We start from the raw sequence: 24,663 nt of genomic DNA on the forward strand, positions 1-24,663 counted from the left end.
GCTCAGACCAGCGAGTCCTTCCAGGCCCCGTGCAGGGTGGCGAAACGGCCGCCCCCGCCGATCAGCTCCGCGGGCGACCCGTCCTCCACCACCTTGCCGTCGTGAACCACCAGTACCCGGTCCGCGGTCTCCACGGTGGAGAGCCGGTGCGCGATGATGAGCGCGGTGCGGCTGCCGACGTGGCCGTTGTCGGGGCCGGCCGAAGCGCCGTCCGCAGCGGTTCCATCCGCCGCCCCGGTGCCGCGGAGCAGGCTGGCCAGTCCGGCCTGGACCATGCGCTCGGACGGGATGTCCAGGGAGGAGGTGGCCTCGTCCAGGATCAGCACCGCGGGCCGGGCCAGGAACGCGCGGGCGAAGCTGATCAGCTGGCGTTGGCCGGCCGAGACGCGTCCGCCGCGCTTGTTTACATCGGTGTCGTACCCGTCAGGGAGTTCGGTGATGAACCCGTGCGCGCCGACGGCCTTGGCCGCCGCCTCGATCTCCTCGCGGCTGGCGTCCGGCCGGCCCAGGGCGATGTTGTCCGCCACGGTGCCGCTGAACAGGAAGGCCTCCTGGGTGACCATGACGACGTTCCGGCGCAGGTCCGCCGTCGCGAGTTGCCGGAGGTCGACGCCGTCGAGCGTCAACGACCCGGCCGAGACGTCGTAGAACCGGGCGATCAGCTTGGCCAGCGTGGACTTGCCAGCGCCGGTCTGGCCCACCAGCGCGACCGTCTGGCCGGCGGGGATGTGCAGGTCCAGGGTGGGGATGATGACCGGGCCGTCACCGTAGCGGAATTCGACCTGGTTGAAGTCGATCCGTCCGGTGGCGCGGGGGAGGGCCACCGGGTGTTCCGGCGGACGGACCGTGGGCACCTCCTCGAGGAGGCCGGAGACCTTCTCGAGGGCCGCCTGGGCGCTCTGGAACGAGTTGTAGAACATCGCCATCTGGTCCACCGGCTGGAAGAAGCGCTTGGTGGAGAGGATCAGGGCCAGCAGCACGCCGACGGCCAGGCCGCCGTCGAGCACCCGGAAGCCGCCCACCAGCAGGACGACCGCCACGCAGATGTTGCCGATCAGCACCAGGCCGGGCTGGAAGACGCCGTTGAGGTTGATCGAACGGACCGTGACCAGCCGGTACTCCTCGGACAGCTCGGCGTAGCGTTCGGCGTTCTGCCGTTCCTTGCGGAAGGCCTTCACCGCGCGGATGCCGGTCATGGTCTCGACAAAGTGCACGATCAGCCGGGCCGAGACCACCCGGGACTCCCGGAATGCGATCTGCGAATGCTTCTGGTACCAGCGGGACAGGAAGTACATCGGGACGCCGGCGGCCAGAACCAGCAGGCCGCTGAGCCAGTCCAGGGCGAAGATGGTGATGGCCGTGAAGATCATGAACAGCAGCCCCGACGCGAGCGACGAGACCCCGGAGTCCAGGAGTTCACGCAGCGCCTCCAGATCGGAGGTCTGCCGGGCGATGATCCGGCCCGAGGTGTACTTCTCGTGGAACTCCAGGCTCAGCCGCTGCGTCTGTCGGAAGACCCGCACCCGCAAGTCCAGCAGCATTGACTGGCTCAGCCGGGCGGTGGACGTTACGTAGAGGGCGGTCAGTCCCGCCGTCGCGATCGCCGCCCCCAGGTAGGCTGCGCCGGCGAAGACCAGCGGGAAGCTGTCGCCGGAGCGCAGCGCGGGGAGCGCCCGGTCGATGCCGAAGGCGATCAGGGCGGGGCCGGCCACGCGGGCGGCCTGGGACAGCACGACGGCGGCGATGGTGAGCCAGAAGCGCAGCCGGACGGGCCGGATCAGCGAGCCCAGCAGGGCCAGGGAGCGGCGCCGCACGGCCCGGCTCTCGGCCTTGGAGAGGTGGGCGTTGTCCTCGTTCGCGGTGCCGAAGGTGGCGGTGCTCATGGCGAGACCTCCTCGGCCTCGAGGGCGGAAAGTTCGGAGTCCAGGTCCCGCGGTTCCGGGTCCAGGCTGGCGATGACGTAGCGGTAGTGGCTGTTCTCCGCAAGCAGTTCGGTGTGGGTGCCCACCGCGGTGATCCGGCCGTCCTGCAGCAGGGCCACCCGGTCCGCGAGGGCCACGGTGGAGGGCCGGTGTGCCACCACCAGGGTGGTGGTGTCCGCGAGGACCTCACGCAGCCGGGTTTCCACCAGTTCCTCGGTATTGACGTCCAGGGCGGACAGCGGGTCGTCGAGGACCAGCACGGTGGGGTCAGCGGCGACGGCGCGGGCCAGGGCGATGCGCTGGCGCTGGCCGCCGGAGAGGCTCAGGCCCTCCTCGCCGATCAGGGTGTCGAGTCCCTCGGGCAGCGAGTAGGCGAAGTGGGCCTGGGCGGTGTCCAGGGCCTCGGCCAGGATCTCCTCGCGGCGCTCGGCCGGCACGGTGTCCGCGACGCCGAGCAGGACGTTGTCCCGGACGGAGTTGGAGAACAGGGTGGTGTCCTCGAAGGCGACCGCCACGGCGCTGCGCAGCCCGGCGACGTCGAACTCGCGCACGTCGACGCCGTCGATCTCCACCGACCCGGCGGTCACGTCGAACAGGCGGGGGACCAGTTGCAGCAGGGCGCTCTTGCCGCTGCCGGTGATGCCCACCAGGGCCATGGTCTCGCCGGGCCTGATGTCCAGGGTGATGTCCTTGAGGATGGGCTTGTCCGGGGCGTCGTCGAAGGCGAAGGTGGCGTGCCGGAAGGACAGCGCCCCCTTCAGGTCGGCCGGGCTGCGGGGCTGCTCGGGGCTGGTGATGGTGTTCACCGCGTCCATCACCTCGAAGTGCCGGTCGATGGCGGTCTTGGCGGTCAGCGCCATGGCCAGGAGCATGCCGCAGACTTCCACGGGGGCGGCGATGACGGCGGCGGTGGCGAAGAAGGCCACCAGGGCGCCGATGCTGAGCTGGCCGTCGGCGGCGAGCAGGACGCCGACGACGAGGCCGGCGCCGAGCGCCAGTTCGGGCAGCAGCGTGACCACCAGGCTGAAGGTGGCCAGGTGCTTGGCCTTGTCGATCTCGGTCTGGCGCAGCTCCTCGGCCTGTTCGTTGAAGTTCTCCAGGGCCTCGCGGCTTCGCCCGAACGCCTTGAGCACGCGGATGCCGTGGACCGATTCCTCCACGGTGGTGGCCAGGTCACCGGCCTGGTCCTGGCTGCGGCGGGCCACCTTGGAGTACCGGGTCCGGAACCGGAAGCCGTAGATCATGATCGGCACGGCCGCGGCGAGGAAAATCAGGGCCAGCTGCCAGCTCATGGCGAACATGACCACGACGCCGATCAGCACGGTCAGCGTGGTGACCACCAGCATGATCGCGCCGAAGGCCATCCAGCGGCGGAGGAAGTTCAGGTCCGTCATGGCCCGGGACAACAGCTGCCCGGACCCCCACCGGTCGTGGAAGGCCACGGCGAGGTCCTGCAGGTGGTCGTAGAGCGAGACCCGCATCCGGGTTTCCACCGTGGTGGCGGGGTTGATCACGAATTGCCGGCGCAAGGCCACCAGCCCCGCCTCAGCGATGCCGAGAAGCAGGACGATTCCGGCGGAGATCCAGACGGCCTGGCCGCTGCCGCCGGGCTTGAGCGAATCGTTGATCAGGACCCGCAGGACCTGGGGGATGGCGAGGGCGACGACGCTGGCCATCAGGGCACTGAGCAGGCCCATGATCAGGCGCGGCAGGATCGGCCGGACGTGGGGATAGAGGCGGTTGATGGAAGTGAAGAACGGGGTCTGTGTAGCCATGCCTGCTTCTTAACTGCAACTGCGAAAGGGTTTACGCAACTGAATGTAGTTTCCGGTAGCAACTACCCTAGGCCATGGCGTGACCACGTTCACAGCATTCTGCGGCCCCCGCGAATCTGGCGCAGAAATTACGTTCCGTAATGACCGGACCGCTGCGGGCCGGTGCGTCTAGGCCTTCGCGGTGAGGGTCAGCAGAACGGCCTCGGGCTTGCAGGCGATGCGGACCGGGGCGAAGCGTGAGGTGCCGATGCCGCCGGAGACGTTCACCGGCGTCGTCCGCCCGTTGCTTTCCCAGTCGTTCAGGCCTTTGGCCCGCCAGGTGGGCAGGTCGCAGTTGGCCACCAGCGCGCCGTAGCCGGGGAGGCAGATCTGGCCGCCGTGGGTGTGCCCTGCGAGGATCAGTTCCGCCGCGTCCGCGGTGAAGTGGTCCAGGACGCGCTGGTACGGGGCGTGCGCGACGGCGATCCGCAGGTGCGGCCTGGTGTCCTGGCCACGGGTGCCGCGCGGCCAGCCGGCGTACTTTTCCAGGCGCAGGTGCGGGTCGTCCACGCCGGAGAAGTCCAGCCGGAGGCCGTCCACCACCAGGGACTGGCAGCGGTTGGTCAGGTCCACCCAGCCGGACATGCCGAAGCCGGTGCGCAGCCGGGGCCAGTCGAGGGCCACGGGGGTCTTGGGGGTGGAGGAGGGGCCGGTGAAGTACGACGCCGGGTTCTTGAACCGGGGCGCGTAGTAGTCGTTGGAGCCCGGCACGAAGACGCCCGGGAACTGGAGCAATGGCCGGAGGGCCTCCAGAACGGGGTCGATGGCGTTGATGTGGCTGACGTTGTCGCCGGTGTTGACCACCAGGTCCGGCTCTAACTCCGCCAGGGAGGCCAGCCAGTCGGCCTTCTTGCGCTGGCCGGGCACAAAGTGGATGTCGCTGAGGTGCAGCACGCGCAGCGGGCCGTAGCCCGGGGGCAGGATCGCCAGCGACTCCTCGCGCAGGACGAACTGGTTCTTCTCCCAGAGGCCGTAGCCGGTGGCGGCCGCGCCGGCCGCGGCTCCGACGGCGGTGGTGACGGCAAGGCCGCGCCCGATGCTTCGGACGCGGCTCGCCAGCGTGCTCATGTCGGGGGTCACGGCTTGCCGTTACCAGGGTTGCTCGGCGCCGGTGCGGCCGAGCTCGGCGCGGGAGCCGGCGCTGCCGGGCTGCTGGGGGCCGGGATATTCGGTGCCGGCGTCGCCTGGGTGTTCTGCCGCGTGTTCGGCACCGGGCTGGGCGTGTAGCCGTTGAGCAGGTTCGACGGCGGCTCTGGGAACGGATTCGTGCCGTAGCCCGGGGCAACGGCGGCCATGAAGTTCGAGAACTGCGGCCCGGCGAGCATGTAGCCGTCGATGCCCTTGTAGAACTGGCCGTTGATGGTGATGTTCTGGCCGGCTCGGCCCTGGGCGCCCAGCGCGTCACCGAACCAGGAGGCGGTGGCCAGGCCGGTGGTGTGGCCCACCACCCAGGTAGAACCGTTGTTGTTGGAGGTACCGGTCTTCGCGCCGATCGGGAAATCGGTCCGGGTGGAGATCCGCGGCCGGATCAGTGAGCCTGAGCCACGATTCAGGACCTCCTGCAGCGCGTAGTTCACGCCGCGGGCAACTTCGGGCTTGACCGCGTCCCGGCAGTTGGTGTTCTGGGCCGGCAACTGCGCTCCGGTGGCGTCGGTCACCGAGGTGATGGCGATCGGCTCGCAGTACTTGCCGTCGTTGGCGAAGGTCGCGAACGCACTCGCCATGGCCAGCGGCGACGTCTGGGTGGAGCCCAGCAGGTTACCCGTCGTGAACATGTTGATCTTGGGGTTCGGGTCCGCGATGTTGCCGTTGGCATCAAGGATGATCTTCTGGTCTTTGTCCCTGGCGGGGAGGCCCGAGTGCAGCCCCACGGAATCCACCATCTTCTGGATGCCGCAGAAGTCCAACTGGGCTGCGGAAGCAAAGGTCACCGTGTTGATCGAGTTATACAGGCCCTGCAGGACCGTCATGGGCTTGTAGTAGCCGTCCTCGGCATTCTGCAGGTCGTCCGCCGCACCCAGTGCCGACTCCGCCGTGTTGTAGGCGCCGGTGGTGACGCCGCAGGAGTTCTTCCACTTGAAGTTGATCGGGTACTTCCGGACCGAGCCGTCGACGATGGTGTTCATCGACTTGCCCTCGTTCAGCCACTCCGCGAACGTGAACGGCTTCATGGTCGAGCCGGGCTGCATGCCGCCGACGCCGTTGAGGTCCTGGCCCTTGCTGTCGTAGGCATCGACGTTGAAGTTCAGCTGGGTGTCGAACTTGCCATCGCCGGCCAGGAAGGAGGTGTTCTGGGCCATGTCGATGATCTTGCCGGTGCCCGGCTGCACGGAAACCAGCGAGGCTCCCCATTTGTCCGGGTTTGCCCCGGCGGTGGCGTTGACCTGGTCCTGGGCGACGGCCTGGGCCTTCGGGTCGAGGGTGGTCTTGATGGTCAGGCCGCCGCGGAAAATCTTGCGTTCGCGGGCGTCGGCGTCGGCGCCGTAGGCGGGGTTGTTCTGCATCAGGTGCATCACGTAGTCGCAGAAGTACGGCGCCATGGCGGCATTCTGACAGCCCTGCTTGGGCTGGGTGACCTTAGTTTCCACCGGGGTGGCGACGGCCGCGTCATAGTCGGCCTGCTTGATCTTGCCTTGCGTCAACATGGCCTTGAGCACCAGGTCGCGGCGGACCTTGGCGTTGTCCGGGTGGGTAATCGGGTCGTAGAAGGACGGGCTGTTGACCAGGCCGGCCAGCAGCGCGGCCTGCGGCAGCGTCAGGTCCTTGGCCGAGGTGCTGAAGAAGAACTTCGAGGCCGCCTCGATGCCGTAGGCGTCGCGGTTGAAGAAGACGATGTTGAGGTAGCCCTCGAGGATCTGCTCCTTGGAGAACTTCTTCTCCAGGGCGATCGAGAGCTTCATCTCGCGGAGCTTGTCGCCGATGCTCTTGTTGACGCCGTTGAGGAGCACCTGGTCGCTCTTGCCCTCCATCTCCAGGGAGGAGTTGATGACGTTGTTCACGTACTGCTGCGTGATGGTGGAGGCGCCCTGCTTGTTGCCGCGGGCGGTCGCCACGAGCGCGCGGAGGATACCGGTGGTGTCCACGCCGCCGTGCTCGTAGAAGCGGCTGTCCTCGATCGAGACCACGGCGTCCTTGATGTACGGAGACATCTGGTCCAGGGAGACGCGCGTGCGGTTCTCCGAGTAGACGCTGGCGATCACGCTGCCGTCGGCGGCGAGGATGGTGGTGGCCTGGCTCGGCGGGTCCACCTGGAGTTCCGCCGGGAGGGCCTCAAAGAATTTGATCGACCCGCTGGCCGTGTTGCCCGAGAGCGCCGCGGCGGGAACAAGCAGCCCCGCAACGAGCACGCCACAGACAACACTCACGCCAAGGAAAAGGATGAGCTTTCCGAGGGTGGTGGCAGTGTCGAATACAGGGTTCTTACCAGTCGCCATGTTTTCCACTTTAGCGGCAAGCACTAGGCTTTCCTTCATGACCAAATGGGAGTACGCCACGATTCCGCTCATTATTCACGCCACCAAGCAGATTCTTGATCAGTGGGGTGACGACGGCTGGGAGCTGGTGCAGGTAGTTCCGGGCCCCGACGGCAACGGCCTGGTGGCCTACCTGAAGCGGGAGAAGCAGTAACCATGAGCACGTTCGAAGCCACGACGCCGGCAGTCTCCGCGGGCGCCACGTCCGCCGTCGAACAGCGCCTCGCCGAACTCGGCCTGACGCTCCCCGAGGTGGCCGCGCCCGTGGCCGACTACGTGCCCGCCGTCGTCTCCGGCAACCACGTCTACACCTCCGGCCAGCTGCCGTTTGTCGGCGGACGCCTTGAAGAGACCGGCAAGGTCTCCTCCGGCGCCGAGGGTGCCTCCGACGAGGCAACCGTGTCCCCGGAAGACGCCCAGCGCTACGCCGCGATCTGCGCCGTGAACGCCCTCGCCGCGGTCAAGAGCGTCATCGGCGACCTGGACCGGATCACCCGGATCGTCAAGGTGGTCGGCTTCGTCTCCTCCGACCCGTCCTTCACCGGCCAGCCCGGCGTCATCAACGGCGCCTCCGAGCTGCTGGGCAAGGTCCTCGGCGACGCCGGCCAGCACGCCCGCTCCGCCGTCGGTGTCTCCGTCCTGCCGCTCGATTCCCCCGTGGAAGTCGAACTGATCGCAGAATTCGCCTAAGGCCGGTCGCTTTCCTTGCCACACCTCGCACGACGTTTGTTTGACCTTCCCCCGGACCTCGAGGGAGCGGCCCGCAGCTGGCTGGAGCACGGGGAGCGCACCCCGCGCGCCCCGCGTTTCGCCTCCTCCGTGGTGCTGCTCCGGGATTCGCCCACGGGGCTGGAAACCTGGCTCGGCTACCGGCCGGGCACCTCGCCACTGGGGGTACTCGCCTTCCCGGGCGGCTCGCTGGAGACCTCCGACGACGACGCCGTCGGCTGGCTGGGGCCGCCGCCGTCGTACTGGGCCGAGCGGATGGGTACGGCCGACGTCGGACTCGCCCGCCGGCACGTGATCGGCGCGATCCGGGAGCTGTTCGAAGAGACGGGCATCCTGCTCGCCGGCCCGGACCTGTCCTCAACCGTGGAGAACAACACCTCCCCGGAGTGGATGCGGGCCCGCGAGGCCGTCGCGGATCAGGAGAAATCCTTCACCGACGTGCTGGCCAAGCGCGGACTCTCCGTCCGCACCGACCTGCTCAAGCCGCTGGTCAACTGGCTCAGCCCCGACTTCTCGCACCGGCGCTTCAATACCCGCTACTTCGCCGCCACCGTGCCGATGAACCAGCAGCCGTCCATGCTGGCCAGCAAGGGTGTGTGGGCGCGCTGGGTCTGCGTCCGCAAGGTCATTGCCGAGCGGGACACCACCGCGTTGGGTGACGAGGTGGGCCAGCCGAACACCGTGGGTCTCCGCCTCGGCCAGCTCCTGGTTCCCGGCTCGGAGATCATGCTCGAGAAGATGGCCAGCGCCAACGGCTGCATCGCCTACCTCAGCTACAAGCGCAGCGCCCACGTCTACCAGCCGACGCTGGTGGAAGAGGACGGCGTGCTCAGGCTCGAGGTCGAGGCCGCCAAAACCGTCGCCAACGAGCCCCAGCGCGAACGCTAGCCCCGCCCGTCAACTACGCCAAAGGGCCGGCTCCGTTTCACTCGGAGCCGGCCCTTTCGCGTTTGCTGCTGGGGTGCGTTTAGCGGGAGCGCTGGCGGAGGCGCTGCATGTCCAGGATGACGACGGCGCGGGCCTCGAGCCGCAGCCAGCCGCGCTGGACGAATTCTGCCAGGGCCTTGTTGACCGTCTCGCGGGAGGCGCCGACCAGCTGCGCGAGCTCTTCCTGGGTCAGTTCGTGGGCGACCAGCACGCCGTCGGTCGCCGGACGGCCGAAGCGGTCGGCGAGGTCCAGCAGGGCCTTCGCCACGCGGCCCGGAACGTCGGAGAAGACCAGGTCGGAGAGGGAGTCGTTGGTGCGGCGCAGGCGGCGGGCCAGTGCCTGCAGCAGCTGGGCGGAAACCTCGGGGCGGCTGCGGAGCAGGGCGTTCAGGCTCTCGTTCTTCAGGCCCGCGAGGCGGGTCTCGGAGACGGCCGTCGCGGTGGCGGTGCGGGGGCTCGGGTCGAAGAGGGCCATCTCACCAAACAGCTCGCCCGGTCCGAGGATCGCCAGCAGCGACTCGCGGCCGTCGGGGGAGGTGCGGCCGAGCTTCACCTTGCCGGAGACGATGAAGTAGAGCTGGTCGCCCTGGTCGCCTTCCCGGAAGACCGAGGCACCGCGGGAAAGGTCCACCTCGGTGAGCTCGTCCGTCAGCAGACGGAAGGCCTCGTCGTCGAGCGTGGCAAAAAGGGGTGCGCGGCGCAATACCTCGATATCCATGAAAACTCCTGACTAACTGTGTCGGCTGGGGCGCTTCAGCCATTGTTTCAGAATTTTGCGGCTTCTGTGACGTACTTGGCACCGGGACGCGCCAGAAGACGCGACGGTGCCGGGCCCGGCGGGTACCCCGCAGCTGCTCCGGTGACGTTCCGGAGGCGGCCCTTGCCCCGCAAACTGTCAGGGTGCACCGGTAGAATGGGCCTCCTACCAGCCCCTAAGGAGCACCGTTGTTTGGCTTGACCATTCTGGACCTCGCGTTGATCCTGACGCTGTTGTCCTACCTGATCTACGGCCTGCGCAACGGGTTCCTGGTGACCCTCGGCGGCATCGCCGGGTTCGCCGCCGGAGCCGTGGCCGCGTTCTTCGCGGTGCCCCTCGTCAGCGACCTCGTCGGCGACCCGGGGTGGCGGCTCACCGCCATCATCGCCGCGACTGTGGCCTTGATGATGCTGGGGCACGGGCTCGGCACCATGATCGGCCGGCGCATCCGCAGCGTCGTCAAACCCAGTCCGCTGCGGTTTGTGGACCGGGTGGTCGGCGGCGGCGTCAACGTCGCCGTGTCCGCCCTGGTGATGTCCATGCTGGCCTTCAGCATCAGCGCCCTCGGCGTCCCGCTGGTCTCGCAGCAGCTTGCCGACTCCAAGGTGATCGGCTTCATCGACGGCGTCACCCCCACGCCCGTCAAGGCTTCCCTCGCGCAGCTGCGCTCCGCCGTCATCGGCGACGGTATCCCCACCCTGTTCGAGGGGATCGGTGGCCAGCCGGTCCCCGTCCCGGACGCCAGCACCGACACTCCCGCGCTGAACCGCGCCTCGGCGTCGGTCCTGAAGATCGCCGGCACTGCCTACCAGTGCGGCCAGAACCAGACCGGGACCGGGTTCGTCGTCTCAGCCGGGCGCGTGGTGACCAACGCGCACGTCGTGGCGGGCGTGTCCGAACCGGTCGTCGAGGTGCCCGGCGGCGGCGCGCTTCCCGGCCGGGTGGTCTACTTCGACAGCCAGCACGACCTGGCGGTCCTGGCCGTGGATGGCCTCCTGTCCGCACCGCTTCAGTTGAGCTCCAACCTGCCCGCCGGCAGCCAGGCCGCGTTCGCCGGGTACCCGCACGGCGGCCCGTTCCAGTCCAAGCCGGCCGCCATCCGGGACATCGCCACCGTGTTGGTGCCGGACATCTACGGCAACAACGCCGCCCCGGAGGACGTCTACCGGCTGGCGGGCGACGTCCAGCCGGGCAACTCCGGCGGCCCGCTGTTGACCACGGACGGCCAGGTTGCCGGGGTGGTCTTCGCGAAGTCGACGTCGGAAAACTCCCTAGGGTTCGCGATCACCATGAACGACCTGGCGCCCGTCGCGGCGAAGGCCTCCGGCCTGGGTGACCCGGTCTCGCCCGGGCAGTGCATCAAGAAGTAGGCCTTAGCCCGCGCCCTCGAGCCATTCCAGGCTCTGGCCGTGGGGCCCGGCCGCGGCCACGGGCACGCCGTCCTCCATCACGAGGAAGCGTCCCCGGAGCCTCGCCTCGTCCATCTCCGGAACCACACTGGACCCGTCCGGCTGCACGATGACCATGTGGCCCTCGTTCGAGATCCAGTGGCAGCCCAGGTCCGCAGCGAGGAGGGCGATGGTGTCCCGGAAGCGTTCCCGCCCGTCCGCGTTCAGGTAGGCCATCACCGCGCTGTGGAAGACCACCAGCGCGGCCTCCGGCGGGGCCTGGTCCGCGAGGCTGACCAGGTGCTCGTTCAGGTCGCCGGCCACGAGCCGCGGCGGCGTGGCGCGGGCGACGGCGATCGCCTGCCGCAGCCGCTCGCGGCGGAAGTCCTGTTCGGGCCAGACCAGCGCCTCCAGCCACGCGACGTCGTCGGGATTGTTGACGTCCAACGGGTTCAGGTCGATCCCCGCCCGCCACACCACCTCCGGCACCTTGTGCGGCAACGGGACCGGTCCCTTGGTGTCACAGCGCAGCACCGGGTAGCTGCCCGGCGCCGCATCCGGCGGGTCCAGCCGTTTCAGGGCGCCGCCGTCGACGAACTCGTACCCGTACCGGTCGGGGAACAGGCTCAGCCCGGCGGATGCGCCGACCTCCAGCAGGGCGAGGGGCCGGTCCTCGGCCTCGGCGATCCTGGCCAGGGATGGCAGCAGGGTGGCGCAGCGGCCCGCCTCGTTGGTCTGGGTGGAGCGCGCCAGGACCGTCCGGGACACCTCGTCCCAGTGCGCGTCCAGGAAGGCCCGGAACTGAGGGTACGGACCGGTCGTGGCCCCGGCGTAGCGCGCCGCGGCCAGCAGCAGGAGGGGCTGGCGCTTGGCGTGCGGCCACCGGTCGAGGCGTTCCAGCAGGGCGGCGTCCTCGGCGATCTGCAGGGACCAGTCGGCGTAGCAGGCGGAGTTGCCCGGGGCATCGACGGTGCCGAAGTGCCGGTACCAGTCGGCCGTGGCGCCGGTCCCTGCCGCCGGGGTCATGTCAGGCCCGGCCCGAGTCCAGGGCCGCCAGGTAGTCCACGGCGAACCGGTAACCGAGGACGCCTGCGCCGGCGATGACCGCCTTGCTGATGTCCGAGAGGTAGGACGTGTGCCGGAACGGTTCCCTGGCGTGCACGTTCGTGATGTGGACCTCCACCGTGGGGATCTGCACCGCGCTGATCGCGTCCCGGATGGCCACCGAGGTGTGGGTGTAGGCGCCGGCGTTCAGGACAATGCCGATGGCCTTGCCGCGGGCGGCGTGGATGGCGTCCACCAGCGCGCCCTCGTGGTTGGACTGGAAACACTCCACCGCCAGGCCATGGGCGGCGCCGGCCTCGACGGCGAGCCGTTCGACGTCGGCGAGCGTGGCCGTGCCGTACTTCTCCGGTTCCCGGGTCCCCAGCAGGTTCAGGTTGGGCCCGTTGAGGACCAGGATGGTGCCGCGCCCGGCGTCGGTGACGGCGCCGTCGGTGGCGGCCCCGGGGGAGATCGCTTCGCTCATGGTTCACAATCTAGCGCGTCGCGGGCCTCCCGTGCCGCCAGCCGGTCGATCCGGCGCAGGGCGACGGCGCAGACGAGCAGGTACGTCGGAGCCCACCATGGAACGGTGAAGGTGACACGGCATCCGCCGGGGACGGCGGCGACGCGGTGCCCGGTGGAGGCCACGCCGGCGACCGCCCAGGACCAGGCGCTACCTTTTTCATCGCACCCGTCCCGGAAGGAGCCCTCCTCGAAGGAGGTGACGATAAAGGGCAGGCTCACGCCCACCAAGGTCCGGACCCTTCCCCGGCTCCCGGCGCGGAGCAGGTGTTCCTCGCCGCCGGGGCGGTGCCCTGCCAGCTCCGCCCCGGTAATCGAAGGTCCCCAAAGCGGCCAGAACCTGATGTCGGTGAGCAGGCGCCACGCCACCGGGGCCGGCGCGGCGATGCGGCGGGAGACGCTCCACCGTCTCCCGCCCGCCACCGCAGCCCCGGGCCGGGGCTTTTCCGGCCGCCGGCCGGTCACTTCTTCAGCGAGGCCGCAATCTGCGCCATTACGGTGTTGTCCGCCAGGGTGGTGGCATCGCCCACCTCGCGGCCCTCCGCTACATCCTTGAGCAGCCGCCGCATGATCTTGCCGGATCGCGTCTTTGGCAGTTCCGGGACGATCAGGATGGTCTTGGGCTTGGCGATCGGGCCGATCTCCTTGCCCACGTGGTTGCGCAGTTCCTGCACCATCGCGTCGCCGGAATCCACGGCGTCGCCGCGCAGGATGACGAAGGCCACGACGGCCTGGCCGGTGGTCTCGTCAGCGGCGCCGACCACGGCGGCCTCGGCCACCGCCGGGTGGGACACCAGCGCGGACTCGATCTCGGCCGTCGAGAGCCGGTGGCCGGAGATGTTCATGACGTCGTCCACCCGGCCCAGCAGCCAGATGTCGCCGTCGTCGTCCTTCTTGGCGCCGTCGCCGGCGAAGTACATCGTCTCGAACCGGGACCAGTACGTGTCCTTGAATCGCTCCGGGTCACCCCAGATGCCGCGCAGCATGGAGGGCCACGGCTCGCGGATCACCAGGTAGCCACCGGCGCCATTGGGGACGGACTCGCCCGCCTCATCCACCACGTCCACGGCGATGCCGGGCAGCGGCACCTGTGCGGAGCCGGGCTTGGTGGCCGTGACCCCGGGCAGTGGGGCGATCATTTGCGCCCCGGTCTCGGTCTGCCACCAGGTGTCCACGATCGGTGCGGGATTCTCCTTCTTCTCGCCGTTGGCTCCGGCGTTGGCGCCGATGACCTCGCGGTACCACATCCACGCTTCGGGGTTGATGGGTTCGCCCACGGACCCGAGGACCCGGATGGAGGAGAGGTCGTACTTGCCGGGGATGTCTTTGCCCCACTTCATGAAGGTCCGGATGGCCGTCGGGGCGGTGTAAAGGATGGAGACCTTGTACTTCTCCACAATCTCCCACCAGCGGCCCTGGTGCGGGGAGTCGGGCGTGCCCTCGTACATCACCTGGGTGGCGCCGTTGATCAGCGGCGCGTAGGCGACGTAGGAGTGGCCGGTGATCCAGCCGACGTCGGCCGTGCACCAATACACGTCCGTCTCGGGGTGCAGGTCGAACACGGCGCGGTGGGTGTAGGCCGCCTGCGTGAGGTAGCCGCCGGTGGTGTGCAGGATGCCCTTGGGCTTCCCGGTGGTGCCGGAGGTGTAGAGGATGAACAGCGGGTGCTCGGAATCGTGGCCGACGGCGGTGTGCACGGCGGAGGCGGCGTCCACGGTGTCAGACCACCAGTGGTCCCGGCCCTCGTGCCAGTCCACATCCTGGCCGTTGCGCTTGACCACGACCACGTTCTGGACCGTGTGGCCGGTGCCGTCACCTTCGTGGGCCAAGGCCTCGTCGACGGCGGCCTTGAGCGGGCTGGGCTTGCCGCGGCGGTAGGTGCCGTCGGCGGTGACGACGAGTTTGGCCTCGGCGTCGTCGATGCGGGAGCGGAGTGCCTCGGCCGAGAAGCCGCCGAACACGACCGAGTGGATGGCGCCGATCCGGGCGCAGGCCAGCAGCGTGATGACCGCCTCGGGGATCATCGGCAGGTAGACGGCGACCCGGTCGCCCTTAGCGATGCCCAGGGACTCGAAGGCGTTCGCTGCTTTCTTTACTTCCTCGGTGAGCTGGGCATAGGTGTAGGTCCGGGTGTCGCCGGGCTCGCCCTCGAAGTGGATCGCCACCCGGTCGCCGTTGCCGGCCTCGACGTGCCGGTCCAGGGCGTTGTATGCGGCGTTGACTTCGCCGCCGACGAACCACTTGGCGAAGGGCGGATCGGACCAGTCCAGCGTCTGCGTGAAGTCCTTGTTCCAGCTCAGCAGGTTGCGGGCCTGCTTTGCCCAAAACGCCGGCCGGTCGGCGTCGGCCTCCGCGTACTCGGCTTCGGTGATCACGGCATTGGCCGCGAATTCCGCCGAGGGGGCGAACTTCCGGTTTTCCTGCGACAGGTTTTCGAAGGCGTCGCCCTGCCGGGCGGGGACGGTGGACCCGGGGGTCTGCTGGGACATGGTGAACCTCATCATTCATCGATCCGTGCTGCGCGGACGCCGTCGTCAACCGTTCCCGGTCCCGCCTGCGCGGCTCCGGGCACCGGCCGGTCACGGACGTGCCTCGTGTGCTGTTCCGAAATACACCCTAGCGCCCGGGTCTGACAGAACGTGTGCCCCGTCACATCGACCGCCGCGAACGGTGTTTATTTAGCGCCGAGCGGCGCCCCGGTACCGCGCTCCGCCGGGGACGGCGGCGCCGTGGGAGGCACCGCGAAAGACTTCGCAATCTGGTACTGGAGTGACGGCCGGTCAGCTAGTGATCGGTCCGGCACTTGGTTAGGCTGAGATGAAGTCGTGACATCCGATGGGGGCAAAGGGGACCGCTAAGGGTCCCTTTTTTGCCTGCCGTTAGGCCGCACTGTCCAGGGTGCGGCCACGCTAAGGAGAACAGAATGAACGAGCAAGGCAATGGGCAGCTCCGCGCGCCCAACCGCACCGACGGACCGGCGGAGCAGCAGTCCTCCGTGCAGGCGCCGTCCCACGGCAAGGCGGAGCAGCCGCGCTTCACCGTGGACAAGCCGAACATCAAGAACAACGAGGCTGTTGCCGGCCCGTTCACCGTCCGGGACCTCACCGTCTTCGGGTCCGTCCTGGTGCTCTTCGTCGCCTCCCTGATCCCGATGTTCGCGGTCCGGTACAACCTCTGGAACCTGGGCAGCCTGTTCTTCCTGGGCCTCGGGATCCTCCTGCCGCTGATCGTCGCCGCCCTGTTCGTCGCCCGACGGGTCAGCCCGGGCACCCGGCTCCGGGTCGGATCCCTGTCCGTTGACCAGTTCGGCTCCGTCGTCGCGAGCTTCAGCGTGGCGTTCTTCTTCCTGGCCGCCGCCGGCGCCTTCGTTCCCAGCATGCTGCTGGGCCTCATCGGCGCGCTCGGTCTCTTCACCGCCACGGTCCTTGGCCGCCTGATCCCGGCGCTCGCCGGCGACTTCCTGCACCGCGCCGAGGCCCCAGCCCATGTCGTGGCCCGCGAGGCTGCCGCCCCGGTCCGCCGCCCCCGTGCCCCCAAGGCCGCCAAGCCGGCCGCCGAAGGCTCCGCCTCCAAGCCGGGCGCAGCCCTGGCCGGCTGGGCCAAGCGGATCACCCCCTCCGGCGGCGCCGCTGCCAGCACTGCCTCAGAACCCACCCCGCGCGGGTACGAAGCCCACGACGCGGCGCGGGTAGCCCGCCCGTCCGCCGAGCCGGCCACCCAGGCTCACGGCGTCGTCGCACCGGCCGCCGGCCAGCCGGAAGCCGTGCACACCCCCGCAGCCCCCGCAGCCCCCGCAGCAGATGCCGCCACCGCCGCCCACCCGGCCCCGACCGCAACCGCGGCGGCAGCGTCGGCACCGGCCGGGTCCGGCGCATCCGCAGCCGCTGAATCCGCGGCCCCCGCCGGCAAGCCGGCCGACGCGGCCCCCGCCTCCGAGCAGACCCAGGCCGCCGCGGCGCCGGTCCCGCCCGCGGGTCACGACGCCCCGACCGCCCTCACGCCGCAGGTCCGCCAGCAGGAACCCATTGGTGCCACGGTCGACCCGGCCAGCCGTCCGGAGCAGGGAAGCACCCAGCCCGCCTACGAGGCCTTCTGGTTCGCCGTCGCCCAACCCCGCACCGCCGTCGACGAGCGAACCGGGACCCCGTCCTTCGTGGTCGAGCCCGGCGGCTGGGTGCTGGCGCTCGAAGACCGCGGCCACGAATTCCTCGTCCAGCACACGGACGGACGCGTCGGAGTGCTCCGGGACCTCAGCAACATCGAGCGCGGCTAGCCCCGCCGTGGCCAGCAGGGCGGGGAAGCAGACGGCGGCCGGGGCGGGCACCGGCGCGGCCGGTGCGCCCCCGGGTGCCTCCGGCGAAAGCATGCTGGCGCTCAAGCGCCGGGCCCGCCGCATCAACCGCGCGCTGGCCGAGCAGTACCCCTACGCCCACGCCGAACTGGACTTCCGCAGCCCGTTCGAACTCGTAGTTGCGACGGTGCTCTCCGCCCAGACCACGGACGTGACCGTCAACCAGATCACGCCGTTGCTCTTCGCCCGCTACCCGGACGCGCGCAGCCTGGCCGAGGCCGAACCGGCCGAACTGGAAGCGATCATCAAACCCACCGGATTCTTCCGGGCCAAGGCGCGGAGCCTGATGGCGCTGGGCACCAGGCTCGTCGACGAGTTCGACGGCGAGGTGCCCGGCCGGCTCGAGGACCTGGTGACGCTTCCCGGCGTCGGCCGGAAAACCGCCAACGTGGTCCTCGGAAACGCCTTCGGAATCCCCGGAATCACCGTGGATACGCACTTCGGCCGCCTGGCCCGCCGCTTCGGGTGGACCGACTCGGATGACCCCGTCAAGGTCGAATCCGACGTCGCCGAACTGTTCGAACCCCGGGACTGGACCATGCTCTCGCACCGCGTCGTCTTCCACGGCCGGCGCGTCTGCCACTCCCGCAAACCCGCATGCGGTGCCTGCGCGGTGGCCAACTGGTGCCCCAGCTACGGCGCCGGCGAAACGGATCCGGAGAAGGCCCGCAAACTCCTCAAGTATGAGCTGGCACCTGGTCAGGAAGAGCTGCTGGGGAAGCTGCTCGCCGAAACCCACCGGGCCGCGGAAATCCGGATGGAATCGCAGCGGAGGACGCCATGACGGCCCGGCAGGACCTGATCGACCTGGTAGCCGCCGTCGAGGCCGGAACCGCGCCGCCGCCGGACCCGCGCTGGCGCGAGCTCTCCGTGTCCGCGGGGGAGCGGGTGCGGCGCGCCGCGGTTTTGATGCTGTTCGGGTCCCTCGACGACGTCCCGGCCGCCTCCGTCAAACTGCTGGCCCCCGCCGACCTGGACGTCCTGCTGCTGCAGCGCGCCCAGACGCTGGATGACCACCCGGGCCAGGTGGCCTTCCCGGGCGGCGGCATCGACCCCGGCGAGACGGTGACGGAGGCCGCGCTCCGGGAGGCCGAGGAGGAGACCGGCCTGGATCCCGCCGGCGTCGAGGTCCTGGGCATCATGCCGGAGCTGGCCCTGCCGCGCGGGAACTTCCTGGTCACGCCGGTTCTGGGCTGGTGGGCTTCGCCGTCCCCGGTGCGCGTGGTGGACTACGGCGAGTCGTCGCAGGTGTTCCGGGTGCCGGTGCGGGACCTGCTGGATCCGGACAACCGGATCATGGCCACCGTCAGCCGCGCCGGGCAGACGTTCAAGAGCCCCGCCTTCGCCGTCAATGGCGTGGTGGTCTGGGGATTCACCGGGATGATCCTGAACCAGCTCTTCGATCAGCTGGGCTGGTCCGTCCCGTGGGATCGGACCCGCCTGCACGGGGTGGACGCCTAGACAGGCGTCGCGGACTTGTCCACCACCAGTCCGGTGGCGGCGTTTTCCCGCACCGCGGTGATCCCGGCGGCGGCTCCCTGCAGGCTGTTGTACAGCGGCGAAACGGCGACGACGGTGCCGTCCGGCGCAGTCAGCGTGAAGTAGTACGACTCGTTTCCTGCCGCCGCGATTTCGAATGTGCCAGCCACGTTGCTGTCCCCTCGTTTCCTGCCTGCATCACCAAGTGGTCCCTTCCGCGCGCCCGGCCGGAGGGCCGGGTGTCGACGGGGGACTTTGTGAACGTAACAAGGCCCCGACCGACGCTGCAACGCTACCGCCGGGTACGTTACGCAGCGGGTCCCGGGGGAGCGGGGCGTTGGCGTGCGGGCGTTACTTGGCGTTGTCGTAGGAGTCGACGACGGCGACGCTCACCGGGAATTCGACCGGGATCGGACCGAACAACAGGTCCTTGGCCGCGGCAGCTGATTCCTCGATGGCACGGGTGCAGGCCTCGACGGCGTTGTCCGGGCAGTGCACCATAACCTCGTCGTGCAGGAAGAAGACCAGTTCCCCTACGGGTCCGCCGCCGGCGCGCAGGGTGCGCAGCCGCCGTCGTAGTTCCGCCAGCCAGCAGGCCGCCCAGTCCGCCGCCGAGCCCTGCACGACGAAGTTGCGGGTGAACCTACCGCGGGAACGGGCCAGGGACTCGGCGCGGCGCTGCTCCTCCGCGGTGGCCGAGCGTTGGCTGCGCAGCCAACGTTCGGAAGGCGGCGGGCTGCTGCGGCCAAGGCGCGTGGTCACGGTCCGGCCCGCCTCGCCGTCGCGGGCGGCCTGTTCGACGAACCCCACCGCCTGCGGGTAGGTACGGGCCAGCTGCGGCATCAACCGGCCCGATTCGCCCGAGGTGGCCCCGTAGATGGCGCCCAGCAGGGCCACCTTCGCCTTGGCCCGGTCGCCGCCGAATCCCTGCGCCGCGATGCCCGCGTAGAGATCCTTATCCCGGGCGGCGTCGGCCATCCGGGCGTCCTGCGCGAGCGCCACCAGCACCCGCGGTTCCAGCTGGGAGGCGTCCGCGACGATCAGTTTGTGGCCCGGGTCGGCGTGGACGGCGCCGCGGATCTGCCGCGGGATCTGCAGCGCTCCGCCGCCGCGCGAGGCCCAGCGCCCGGAGACGACGCCGCCCACCACATACTCGGGCCGGAAGCGGCTGCCGGACACCCAGGCGTCCAGCCAGGCCCAGCCGTTCGCCGTGTACAGCCGGGCCAGCTTCTTGTATTCCAGCAGGGGCCCGATCGCAGGGTGCTTCGCCTCCTTCAATTCCCATTGCCGGGTGCTCTTGACCTCGATGCCGTTGCGGTGAAGGGCCCGCATGAGGTCCTGCGGAGAGTCCGGGTTCAGGGCGGGCGACTGCAGGAGGGTGCGCAGTTCGACGGTCAGGGCCTCGAGTTTGGCCGGCCGGTGGCCCGGGGCGGGACGGGGCCCCAGGAAGTCAGCGAGGATCTGTTCGTGCAGTTCCTCGCGCCAGGGCACCCCCGCGTGCTGCATTTCCGCGGCGATCATCGCGGCGGCGGATTCGGCCGCGAGGAGGAGCTGCAGGCGCTGTTTCTGCCGGTCGCCGCGGTCCGGGGCACCGGCCAGGGCTTCCTGCTGGGCGGCGTATTCGATCCGAAGCTGCTCGGGGGAATGCCGGGGCGAGGCGGCAGGCAGCAGATCATCGAAGAGGGCGCCCTGATCCGTCGGCGGGGGCGGAGGTTGCAGCATCCGGGGCGGCTGATGCTCGTCCCCATCCTGGGTAAGTTTTTCGGCCGCGCGCGCATAGGGCGTCCCGGCGGTGAATTCGGCGTGGGCGAGGATGGCCCCGCACAGGGTCAGGTCGTAGCAGCGTTCGACGTCGACGCCGGCGGCCAGCAGCGACGGGTACCAGTCTTGGGTGCGGAGCCAGATCCAGCGGGGCCGCTGCCGTTCCAGGGTGCGGACGACGCCGGGCAGGTCGGCGGCGGGCACCACGCGGATGTCGGGCGCGGCGGGATCCGGGGCGCCGTCCGGGGTGAGGCGTTGGAGGGCTGCGCCGTCGGGGTGGGCGGCGAGCAGCACATGCATGGGATCAATTCTGCCCTGTGGTCGGGCCCCGTTCGGTCACGGCGGTTTGGCCGGTTCTCCACATAGCACCCGGTTGTCCACATAAGAGCGTCCGCGGCTCTCCTTCCGCCGCGCTGGTGGGAATGGTGGACCCATGAACAGGCATGAGCTGACGAGTGTCCCTCCGGAGCGGCCGACGGCCGGGGTGCCGTTTCCCGGCCCGCCGTGGCAGGGCACCGGCGCCGGCGGCCGGAGGGCGGGTCCGGGGGAGCCCCGGTGGCTGCCGGACACGCAAGGGGCCGGCGGCGCCGCCGAAACGTTGCTGGTGACCGCGTCCGAGCCGCTGCGCCTGGAGGTCGAGCGCATCGTGGCGGTGACCGGGCGGCAGCTGACCTGCGTCGCCGGCGTCGAGGAGGCAGCGGCCTACTGGGCCGTGGCCGGAGCCGTATTGGTGGGCGGTGACATCACGGAGCTGCCCTACCGGCGGCGCGCACCCGCCGTCGTCGTTGGATTGAGCGGTGACGGTGACGGGCTCTGGCGCCTGGCCGCCGCCGTGGGAGCCGAACGCGTCGCGGTGCTCCCCGAGGGCGGCCCGTGGCTGGCCGAATACCTCAGCCGTTCCGGGAGCGAAGAGCCGGGCGGTCACGTCCTCGGCATCGTCGGCGGCTGCGGCGGCGCTGGCGCGACCACTACAGCGGTCTGGCTGGCCCAGGAAGCCGCTCGCCAGGGCGTCCGGGTACTGCTGGTCGACGGCGACCCCTGGGGCGGTGGTCTGGAGCTGGCGCTGGCCGCCGAGGAGGAACCCGGCCTCCGCTGGCCCGACCTCACGGATGCCAGCGGGAGTATCGACCCGGCCACGCTGCACAGCGCCCTGCCGGTCATTGGGGGTTTCTCCTTCCTGTCGTGGCCCGGGAACCGGCAACCGGGCCCGGCGCTCGGTCCCGCCGCGGCGGTGGTGCTGGACGCGGCCCGGCGCGGCTATGAGCTCGTGGTGGTGGATACCGGCCGCGGACGGGAGGCGCTGCGGGCGTTTGGTTGGGAGTGCGACAGGCTCCTCGTCGTCCTGCCGGCCCAGCTGCGCGCCGCCGTGGCCGCGGCCCGGCTCGTTCCCGAGCTGCCGCCGGTGGAGACCTCCCTGGTGGTCCGCAACCGTCCCGGCGTCGCCGTCGACGAGCAGCTGCTGGCGGAATGCGTCGGGCTGCCGGTGGCGGGCGTGTTGCCCGAAATCCGCGGGATCGCCGCCGCCACCGAGCTCGGCCGGCTGTTGGAGACCGGGAACCGGCGCAGCGTGCAGCGGTTTGCCGCGGCGGCCCTGGATGCTGCGAGCGCGGCGGTCCCGTGAGCGCCCACGCCGCGGCTGGTCCGGTGGACGCGCCAAGCCTTGGACAACGGCGGCAGCGGGAGGTCAGCCCCGGCCCCCATGCGGGGCTGCTCGAAGCCGTCCGGACCTCGGTCCTGGCCGACGCCGGACCGGTCACCGCTTCCCGGGTGGCGGCCGCCGTTCAGGCGAGCGGACGGTTGCTGGGCACCGCCGGCTCGTTGGCCGCCGTGGAGACCATCAGCGCGGAGCTGACCGGGCTCGGCCCGCTGCAACCGCTGGTGAGGGACCCGCTGGTGACCGACATCTTCGTGAACGGGCCGACCTCCGTCTGGTTGGACCGCGGCCGGGGCCTGGAACGCGCACCGGTGACCTTCACTGGCGAGGCACAGGTCCGTGCGCTGGCGGCGCGGCTGGTGGCTGCCGGCGGGCGACGGCTCGATGACAGTTCCCCGTGCGTCGACGTCCGCCTGGAGGGTGGCTTCCGGGTCCACGCGGTCTTGCCGCCCATTTCCACCGGTGGAACGCTGCTCAGTGTGCGGATCCGCCGGGCCACCGTGTTCTCCCTCGACGAACTGGGGCGTGCCGGCATGTTCGGGCCGCTGCTGCGGACCGTGCTGGAGCGGATCGTGGAGCGGCGGCTCAGCTTCCTGATCAGCGGCGCCACGGGCTCCGGAAAAACGACGCTGCTGGCCACTCTCCTGGGGCTCTGCAGTCCCAGGGAGCGGCTGGTGCTCATCGAGGACGCCGCGGAACTCAACCCGGTGCATCCCCACGTCGTGTGCCTAGAGTCGCGGCACACCAACATCGAGGGCGGCGGTGCCGTTGACCTGGGCGAACTGGTCCGACATGCGCTGCGGATGAGGCCCGACCGGCTCATCGTCGGAGAGTGCCGCGGGGCAGAGGTCCGGGAGTTGCTCACGGCCATGAACACCGGCCACACGGGAGCCGGCGGCACCATCCACGCGAATACCGCCGCTGCCGTGCCGGCCAGGCTCACGGCGCTCGGGGCGCTCGCCGGACTCGGTCCGGACGCCGTCCGACTGCAGGCCGCCAGTGCCCTCGACGCGGTGGTGCACCTGGACCGGACCCGTCACGGACGGCAGGTGGCGTCGGTGGGGCTGATGCGGGACGACGGTTCCGGACTCGTGGTGGCCACCGCCCTGGAATCGGGCGACGGCGCCGTGCGGGGCGGCCCGGCGTGGCCGGCGTTGGCCGCCCGGCTCGGGCTGCCGGTCACGGCGGTCACCGGCCCCTTGCCGCTGGAAGTTCCTGATGAGGGTGCGGAGGTCCAGGAGCCGGGGTTCTTCCTGCCCGGAACGACGCCGTGACTGTGTTGCTGGGTGTGGCCTTGGCGCTAGCCGTCGGGGTCCTGAGTGGTTCCGTCCGCCCGTCCCGGCGGCGGATGCGTGTGGCGCTCGCCGATCCATCGGCGCCGCCGGGACCGGGGCATCGACCGACTGTGCCCGGTACGGATAGTGGCCCGGTCCGGAACGCCCTTCGGCTCCTTCATCGGCGGCGGGACGCCGGTGCCGAGGAGGCCTCCATGACCGTCCTGGTGCAACAACTATCCGCCCTGCTCAAGGGTGGGCGGTCCGTCGGGCGTGTCTGGGACGAGCTCTGGCTCCTGCACGGGGCACGGTATGACGACGCCGGCTCGGGCGCAGACCACGCGCCCGTTCCGACGGCCCCTCATCCTGGCCCCGCACCCGGCCGCCGGGTGCGCCCGCTGACCGGAGGCCGACCGGGGATGCCCACGCTGAGCGCCGGATCGCTGGAGCTTCTGTCCGCAGCCCGGGCCGCGGCCGGACAAGGGGCTCCCATTGGCGGGGCCATCCGCCGACGGCTGGCCCGCGAGGAGGGAACCGCGGCGGGCCACCGGCAACCGGCGGGACAGTCTGCGGAGCGGGGCGTCTGGCTGGAACTGGCCGCCTGCTTCGACATTGCCGAAGCCAGCGGATGCCCACTGTCAGACATCCTGACCCGCTACGCCGCACACCTCGAAGCCGGCGACGACGCTGCCGGCGCCCGGCGGACCGCGCTGGCCGGTCCCAAGGCAACCGCTGCCATCCTGACGTGGCTGCCTTTTGCAGGCCTCGCACTCGCCATGCTGCTCGGAGTCGACGCGGCAGGGATATTGCTCGGAACTCCGCTCGGCCTGCTCTGCCTGGCGGCCGGTGCCGGCCTCGCAGCGGCCGGAAGGATCTGGTCGGGCCGCTTGGTCCGCTCCGCCGAGGGGCACCGCTGGTGACCGCGCCCGCCGGGAGCCTTGGCGTAGCCCTGTTGCTCGCCGTGGCCGCCACGGTCCTGCTCCTGGACCGGGCGATGCTGCCGCGGCGGTGGCTCGCCCGGGCGCGGCACGGAGCCGTGGGAGATCCGCTGTGCGGCCGGGATCCGGGCGGCGGGCAGCCTCCGGAACCGACGGGCGGCTTGCGGAATCCCGCCATGATGATGGAGTTGATCGGGGCCATGCTCGACGCCGGTGCCGGCCTCGGCCGGTCCCTGGAGCTTCTGGCCGGCCGAGCCGACCCCGAGTTACGCGTCCATCTGCGGCCGGTGGCTGCGGCTCTGGCCCTCGGCGCCGACTGGGACACGGCCTGGCGGGGTGCGCCGGGGCTTCCGGCGGAGCTGGAGGTCCTGCGGGAGGCGTTGCGTTTCGCGGCAGTCACCGGGGCGCCGTCGTCGGCCATGCTGTACGCGCAGGCAGCCCGGCTGCGCCGGCAGCAGTTCAGGGCCGCGGAGCGCCGCGCAGCCGCCCTCGGCGTGCGGTTGGTGGTGCCGCTGGGTCTGTGCTCCCTCCCGGCCTTCGTCTGCCTGGGCATCGTTCCGGTACTGCTGGCCATGCTTCCCTCGGGTCCCTGAAGCAGGCACCGGGCGACAGTTCCTCCACAGCCTGAGT

Annotated in this window: 22 protein-coding genes; 11 read left to right on the forward strand and 11 right to left on the reverse strand. The window is 70.4% G+C overall.

Translation table 11 applies throughout. The annotated features are described in order from the left end of the window. Positions 1–2: 2 nt before the first annotated feature. The 4 genes from ACFUCU_RS07490 to ACFUCU_RS07505 form a co-directional block, all read right to left on the reverse strand. Positions 3–1,883, reverse strand: a complete 1,881-nt coding sequence (locus tag ACFUCU_RS07490) for an ABC transporter ATP-binding protein (protein ID WP_377971752.1) — start codon at positions 1,881–1,883, stop codon at positions 3–5. Beyond that, positions 1,880–3,697: an ABC transporter ATP-binding protein gene (locus ACFUCU_RS07495; protein ID WP_377971753.1), complete on the reverse strand. Its 1,818-nt coding sequence runs from the start codon at positions 3,695–3,697 to the stop codon at positions 1,880–1,882. Before ACFUCU_RS07495 ends, ACFUCU_RS07490 begins: the two co-directional genes overlap by 4 nt. A gap of 168 nt (positions 3,698–3,865) precedes the next feature. After that, on the reverse strand, positions 3,866–4,804 hold the full coding sequence (locus ACFUCU_RS07500; RefSeq protein ID WP_377971831.1) for a metallophosphoesterase: 939 nt from the start codon (positions 4,802–4,804) through the stop codon (positions 3,866–3,868). An 8-nt stretch (positions 4,805–4,812) separates the two neighbouring features. Continuing rightward, the gene (locus tag ACFUCU_RS07505; protein ID WP_377971754.1) at positions 4,813–7,170 is read right to left on the reverse strand and encodes a transglycosylase domain-containing protein; all 2,358 of its coding nucleotides are present in this window, start codon (positions 7,168–7,170) and stop codon (positions 4,813–4,815) included. 37 nt (positions 7,171–7,207) lie between these two features. On the opposite strand from ACFUCU_RS07505, the gene ACFUCU_RS07510 reads away from it, so the two are divergent. Genes ACFUCU_RS07510 through ACFUCU_RS07520 form a run of 3 tightly spaced genes read left to right on the forward strand, consistent with a single transcriptional unit; the run spans position 7,208 to position 8,826 of the window. Beyond that, positions 7,208–7,363 (forward strand): DUF4177 domain-containing protein, encoded by a 156-nt coding sequence (locus tag ACFUCU_RS07510; RefSeq protein WP_003797879.1) that lies wholly within the window; start codon positions 7,208–7,210, stop codon positions 7,361–7,363. Between the two features lie 2 nt (positions 7,364–7,365). After that, positions 7,366–7,899: a RidA family protein gene (locus tag ACFUCU_RS07515; RefSeq protein ID WP_377971755.1), complete on the forward strand. Its 534-nt coding sequence runs from the start codon at positions 7,366–7,368 to the stop codon at positions 7,897–7,899. A 15-nt stretch (positions 7,900–7,914) separates the two neighbouring features. Then, a complete protein-coding gene (locus ACFUCU_RS07520) occupies positions 7,915–8,826 on the forward strand; it encodes an NUDIX hydrolase (protein WP_290256165.1) in 912 nt (303 codons plus the stop codon). A 79-nt stretch (positions 8,827–8,905) separates the two neighbouring features. Here ACFUCU_RS07520 and ACFUCU_RS07525 read toward each other — a convergent pair whose 3' ends face one another. Then, on the reverse strand, positions 8,906–9,583 hold the full coding sequence (locus tag ACFUCU_RS07525; RefSeq protein WP_290256164.1) for a Crp/Fnr family transcriptional regulator: 678 nt from the start codon (positions 9,581–9,583) through the stop codon (positions 8,906–8,908). Between the two features lie 227 nt (positions 9,584–9,810). Between ACFUCU_RS07525 and ACFUCU_RS07530 the strand changes: the two genes are divergently transcribed. After that, on the forward strand, positions 9,811–10,992 hold the full coding sequence (locus ACFUCU_RS07530; RefSeq protein ID WP_377971756.1) for a MarP family serine protease: 1,182 nt from the start codon (positions 9,811–9,813) through the stop codon (positions 10,990–10,992). A 3-nt stretch (positions 10,993–10,995) separates the two neighbouring features. Here ACFUCU_RS07530 and ACFUCU_RS07535 read toward each other — a convergent pair whose 3' ends face one another. Genes ACFUCU_RS07535 through acs form a run of 4 tightly spaced genes read right to left on the reverse strand, consistent with a single transcriptional unit; the run spans position 10,996 to position 15,065 of the window. Next, positions 10,996–12,036: a DUF2332 domain-containing protein gene (locus ACFUCU_RS07535; protein WP_377971758.1), complete on the reverse strand. Its 1,041-nt coding sequence runs from the start codon at positions 12,034–12,036 to the stop codon at positions 10,996–10,998. Between the two features lies 1 nt (position 12,037). After that, positions 12,038–12,538 (reverse strand): type II 3-dehydroquinate dehydratase, encoded by a 501-nt coding sequence (aroQ, locus tag ACFUCU_RS07540; protein WP_377971760.1) that lies wholly within the window; start codon positions 12,536–12,538, stop codon positions 12,038–12,040. After that, entirely contained in the window at positions 12,535–13,041 is a 507-nt protein-coding gene (locus tag ACFUCU_RS07545) for an SRPBCC family protein (protein WP_377971762.1), read from the reverse strand. The genes aroQ and ACFUCU_RS07545 overlap by 4 nt, the downstream gene beginning before the upstream one ends. Beyond that, complete coding sequence (gene acs, locus ACFUCU_RS07550; RefSeq protein WP_377971764.1) at positions 13,038–15,065, reverse strand: acetate--CoA ligase; 2,028 nt, start codon at positions 15,063–15,065, stop codon at positions 13,038–13,040. Before acs ends, ACFUCU_RS07545 begins: the two co-directional genes overlap by 4 nt. A gap of 434 nt (positions 15,066–15,499) precedes the next feature. Between acs and ACFUCU_RS07555 the strand changes: the two genes are divergently transcribed. The 3 genes from ACFUCU_RS07555 (at position 15,500) to ACFUCU_RS07565 (ending at position 18,388) form a co-directional block, all read left to right on the forward strand. Next, a complete protein-coding gene (locus ACFUCU_RS07555) occupies positions 15,500–16,849 on the forward strand; it encodes a hypothetical protein (RefSeq protein WP_377971765.1) in 1,350 nt (449 codons plus the stop codon). Positions 16,850–16,940: 91 nt separating this feature from the next. Continuing rightward, positions 16,941–17,711: an endonuclease III gene (nth, locus tag ACFUCU_RS07560; RefSeq protein ID WP_364134673.1), complete on the forward strand. Its 771-nt coding sequence runs from the start codon at positions 16,941–16,943 to the stop codon at positions 17,709–17,711. Beyond that, positions 17,708–18,388 carry a CoA pyrophosphatase gene (locus ACFUCU_RS07565; RefSeq protein WP_290256157.1) on the forward strand — a complete coding sequence of 227 codons (681 nt, stop codon included), beginning with the start codon at positions 17,708–17,710 and terminating at the stop codon, positions 18,386–18,388. The genes nth and ACFUCU_RS07565 overlap by 4 nt, the downstream gene beginning before the upstream one ends. Here the strand turns inward: ACFUCU_RS07565 and ACFUCU_RS07570 are convergent. Continuing rightward, a complete protein-coding gene (locus ACFUCU_RS07570) occupies positions 18,385–18,576 on the reverse strand; it encodes a YegP family protein (protein ID WP_377971767.1) in 192 nt (63 codons plus the stop codon). The two genes, ACFUCU_RS07565 and ACFUCU_RS07570, sit on opposite strands and share 4 nt — an antisense overlap. A 181-nt stretch (positions 18,577–18,757) precedes the next feature. Further along, entirely contained in the window at positions 18,758–20,467 is a 1,710-nt protein-coding gene (locus ACFUCU_RS07575; protein WP_377971768.1) for a bifunctional 3'-5' exonuclease/DNA polymerase, read from the reverse strand. A gap of 133 nt (positions 20,468–20,600) precedes the next feature. On the opposite strand from ACFUCU_RS07575, the gene ssd reads away from it, so the two are divergent. The 4 genes from ssd (at position 20,601) to ACFUCU_RS07595 (ending at position 24,626) form a co-directional block, all read left to right on the forward strand. Beyond that, positions 20,601–21,788, forward strand: coding sequence for a septum site-determining protein Ssd (gene ssd, locus ACFUCU_RS07580; RefSeq protein WP_377971770.1), 1,188 nt, complete (start codon positions 20,601–20,603; stop codon positions 21,786–21,788). An 86-nt stretch (positions 21,789–21,874) separates the two neighbouring features. Continuing rightward, on the forward strand, positions 21,875–23,095 hold the full coding sequence (locus ACFUCU_RS07585; RefSeq protein WP_377971833.1) for a TadA family conjugal transfer-associated ATPase: 1,221 nt from the start codon (positions 21,875–21,877) through the stop codon (positions 23,093–23,095). A gap of 215 nt (positions 23,096–23,310) precedes the next feature. After that, entirely contained in the window at positions 23,311–24,015 is a 705-nt protein-coding gene (locus tag ACFUCU_RS07590; protein WP_377971772.1) for a hypothetical protein, read from the forward strand. Beyond that, a complete protein-coding gene (locus tag ACFUCU_RS07595) occupies positions 24,012–24,626 on the forward strand; it encodes a type II secretion system F family protein (protein ID WP_377971773.1) in 615 nt (204 codons plus the stop codon). Before ACFUCU_RS07590 ends, ACFUCU_RS07595 begins: the two co-directional genes overlap by 4 nt. Positions 24,627–24,663: the final 37 nt, after the last annotated feature.

This window comes from Arthrobacter sp. NPDC057259, assembly GCF_042668995.1.
Taxonomy (GTDB): domain Bacteria; phylum Actinomycetota; class Actinomycetes; order Actinomycetales; family Micrococcaceae; genus Arthrobacter.